The following is a 3195-nucleotide window of genomic DNA, read 5'->3' as shown; positions in this document are numbered from 1 at the left end:
GAAGGACGAACTCCAAATGATAAATTTACTATTCAACACCGTTTGACATAGTTCCATAAGAAACAGGGAGAGACGAGCCTTTTTACTTCGGGGGGAATAAAAAAGGCCCGTCGACACTGCGGGTGGAGTTCCCCAGTGGACGGGTCGTCCTCGTCGCCATTCTTTTAAGTGGCATTGACGAGGTGAGCAATAAATATCAATATTTAGGTCGCGAACGCGTTGCGCTCTTAACGATTATTAATATACAACATGCACCGCAGATATGCAATCATTTTTCTGATGTTTTTCATTAATAACACAAAGAAAAGTTTCGTGTGCTTCACAAGCTTGTGAAACCTAGTGTTCGTTCATTTAAATAACGCAAATAAATTTGCTTTCGGCACCAATTTCCCTTGAAAAGGCCAACTTTGATAAATTTATTGTGTACACTAAGCCCCTACCGGCCGGCGTTTGTGGGTTATGTAAGGACTTATTGCACAAGTGCAACTTTTGCAAAACTAAACAACAATGACACATCCCCGCAGCTTCAAATTACAATCCATTCGTCCATACTTATTCATGTGCGTATGTATTCATTATCGATTACCAAACAAAAAATGATCCGCCACCCCCAATCAGGTGACGGATCATTCATTAATTAATGGTTACCAGCCCTGGGCCGTCATTGCATCAGCGACCTTGGTGAAACCGGCAATGTTGGAACCAGCCAGGTAATCGCCCGCAACGCCGTATTCCTTGGCGGCAGCGACACTGTTGGCGAACAGATTCTCCATGATTTCCTTGAGCTCGCCGTCAACGGTGGTGAAGCTGTCGGACAGACGCCGGGAGTTCTGGCTCATCTCGAGCGCGGACACGGCGACCCCACCGGCATTGGCTGCCTTAGCGGGACCGTACAGAATGCCGTTTTCCTTGTAGCTGGCGATGGCGTCAGGGGTGCTTGGCATGTTGGCCCCTTCCGCGATGGCAATCACACCGGCTGCCTTGAACTTGGCTGCCTGGTCCGCGTTGATTTCGTTCTGGGTCGCACATGGCAGTGCCAGGTCGTACTTGATGTCAGCGTCCCAGACAGAACCTTCGTGGTACTCCGCAGTTGGCACAGCCTTGGCGTATTCGGTCAGGCGGGCACGGCGGACTTCCTTGACGTCCTTGAGCACGGCAACGTCAATCCCGTTCTCATCATATACATAGCCGTTGGAATCGGACGCGGTCAGCACCTTCACGCCGAGTTCTTCGGCCTTCTGGATGGCGTAGGTTGCAACGTTACCAGCACCCGAAACCACGGCGCGCTTGCCGGCAATCTCCTGGCCGTTCTCCTTGAGCATTGCGTTCGTGTAGTAGAGCAGGCCATACCCGGTTGCTTCGGTGCGGGCCAAGGAACCGCCGTAGCTGAGTCCCTTCCCGGTCAGGATGCCGCGTTCACTACCGCGTAGGCGCTTGTACATCCCGTAAAGGTAGCCAATCTCGCGGCCGCCCACCCCGATGTCACCGGCCGGCACGTCAAGGTCCAGGCCGATGTGCTTCTGCAGCTCAATCATGAAGCTCTGGCAGAAACGCATGATTTCAGCGTCCGACTTACCCTTGGATGTGAAGTCGGAGCCCCCTTTGCCCCCACCGATTGGCAGACCGGTCAGGCTGTTCTTGAAGATCTGCTCGAACCCGAGGAACTTAATGATGGACAGGTTCACGGATGGGTGGAAACGCAGGCCACCCTTGTACGGGCCGATGGCGGAGTTGAACTGCACGCGGAACCCGCGGTTGATCTGCAGTTTGCCCGCGTCATCTTGCCATGGCACCTGGAACTGAATGACGCGTTCCGGCTCGGTAATCCGGGCGAGGACGTTCGCCTTGATGTATTCGGGGTGCTTCTCGAATACCGGCGTAATGGTCCCCAAGAAGTTATGTACGGCTTCCTGGAATTCTGGTTGGTTGGGGTCGCGGCGTTCGAGGTCCGCAGCAACCTTTGCAATGTACTCTGTTGCTTCAGTCATGGGCATCACCATTCCTTTATGGGCATTAGCGACAAACGTTGAGAACATTTTAGCATTAAAGCCGCCGCGAGTTTTTGCTTTTTGGTGCTTTTTACGGGAAAAATTTTCACGGGTGCATTTTGCGCGTGCACCATCCCTAGCTTTTGTGCATTCTGGTGATTCCGTTAAACTTGGGTTAAGTCCGGCCCATTCGGTTTGCCCCGCCACCCAAATCATGGTGCAATAGAGTCATTAATCTTTTTATAGTTACTTTGGGTTGGCCAAGCAGCATGGCTGTTTGACCTTAGGGGGTTATTTTGAAATTACGGGTTGGGTTAATTCTCACCCTTCTTTTGCTTGCGGGTTGCGGGCAACAGAAGGCAACTAAAACGGCAACACACACGGCGCCAAAAGTGACGGCGACCGCACACAAAACGCGGGTCAAGGTCAATCACGGCCAGAAGCGGATTCCATTGCGCAAGTGGCACAAGACGGCGGGGGCCGCACGCATCCCCATCTTGATGTATCACGATATTAATGTCGGCAACACCCTGCAGATGCCGCGCACCCAGATGCAAAATCAGATGCACTGGCTGAAGGACGCCGGCTACTACTTCCTCTCGCCGCAGGAAGCCTATATCGCGCTGACGCAAAACAAGCTGCCGCAGAAGAAAGTCGTCTGGGTAACCTTCGACGACGGCTACCGCAGCATGTACACCCAGGGCCTGCCGATTTTCAAGCAGGTCGGTGCGTACGTGACCATCAACGAAATCACCGACTCGCTGAAATTGCGCAACCACGTCGATATGCAGCAGCTACTCGCACTGAATAAGGCCACCGGCGCGACTGTGAACATCGAAAGCCACACCGTTTCGCACCTGGACATGAACAAGCTGCCGATGCAAAAACAAATGACGGAAATGGTTTACTCGCGTGGCCGCCTGCAACAGTGGCTCCACACCGAGATTACGACCGTGGCCTACCCCGCGGGTCACTATAACCAAGATTCCGTCATCGCCGCCAAAAAGGCCGGCTACAAAATGGCGCTGACCACGCATCCGGGCCTCGCCACGGCGAGCCAAGGCCTCTTGCAGCTGCACCGGGTGCGCGTCAACCCGGGACTGAGCAAGCAGCGATATCTGGAACTGGTTGCCACCGGGATATAGAATTAGTAAGTGGCCGGGACATAATTCCCGTTCACAAAAATTAAACGACCGAGCATTCTGAA

General features: G+C 53.2%; 2 protein-coding genes. One reads left to right on the top strand and one right to left on the bottom strand.

The annotated features are described in order from the left end of the window. Positions 1 to 644 precede the first annotated feature (644 nt). Positions 645 to 1988, bottom strand: coding sequence for an NADP-specific glutamate dehydrogenase (gene gdhA, locus FC18_RS09250; RefSeq protein ID WP_054680698.1), 1344 nt, complete (start codon positions 1986 to 1988; stop codon positions 645 to 647). A 296-nt stretch (positions 1989 to 2284) separates the two neighbouring features. Between gdhA and FC18_RS09245 the strand changes: the two genes are divergently transcribed. Then, entirely contained in the window at positions 2285 to 3133 is an 849-nt protein-coding gene (locus FC18_RS09245; RefSeq protein WP_054680697.1) for a polysaccharide deacetylase family protein, read from the top strand. Positions 3134 to 3195: the final 62 nt, after the last annotated feature.

The sequence above is a fragment of the Lacticaseibacillus sharpeae JCM 1186 = DSM 20505 genome (genome assembly GCF_001436225.1).
In the GTDB taxonomy this organism is placed as follows: domain Bacteria; phylum Bacillota; class Bacilli; order Lactobacillales; family Lactobacillaceae; genus Lacticaseibacillus; species Lacticaseibacillus sharpeae.
The sequence above is the reverse complement of the archived record's forward strand: the minus strand, read 5'-3'. Positions and strand labels throughout refer to the sequence as shown.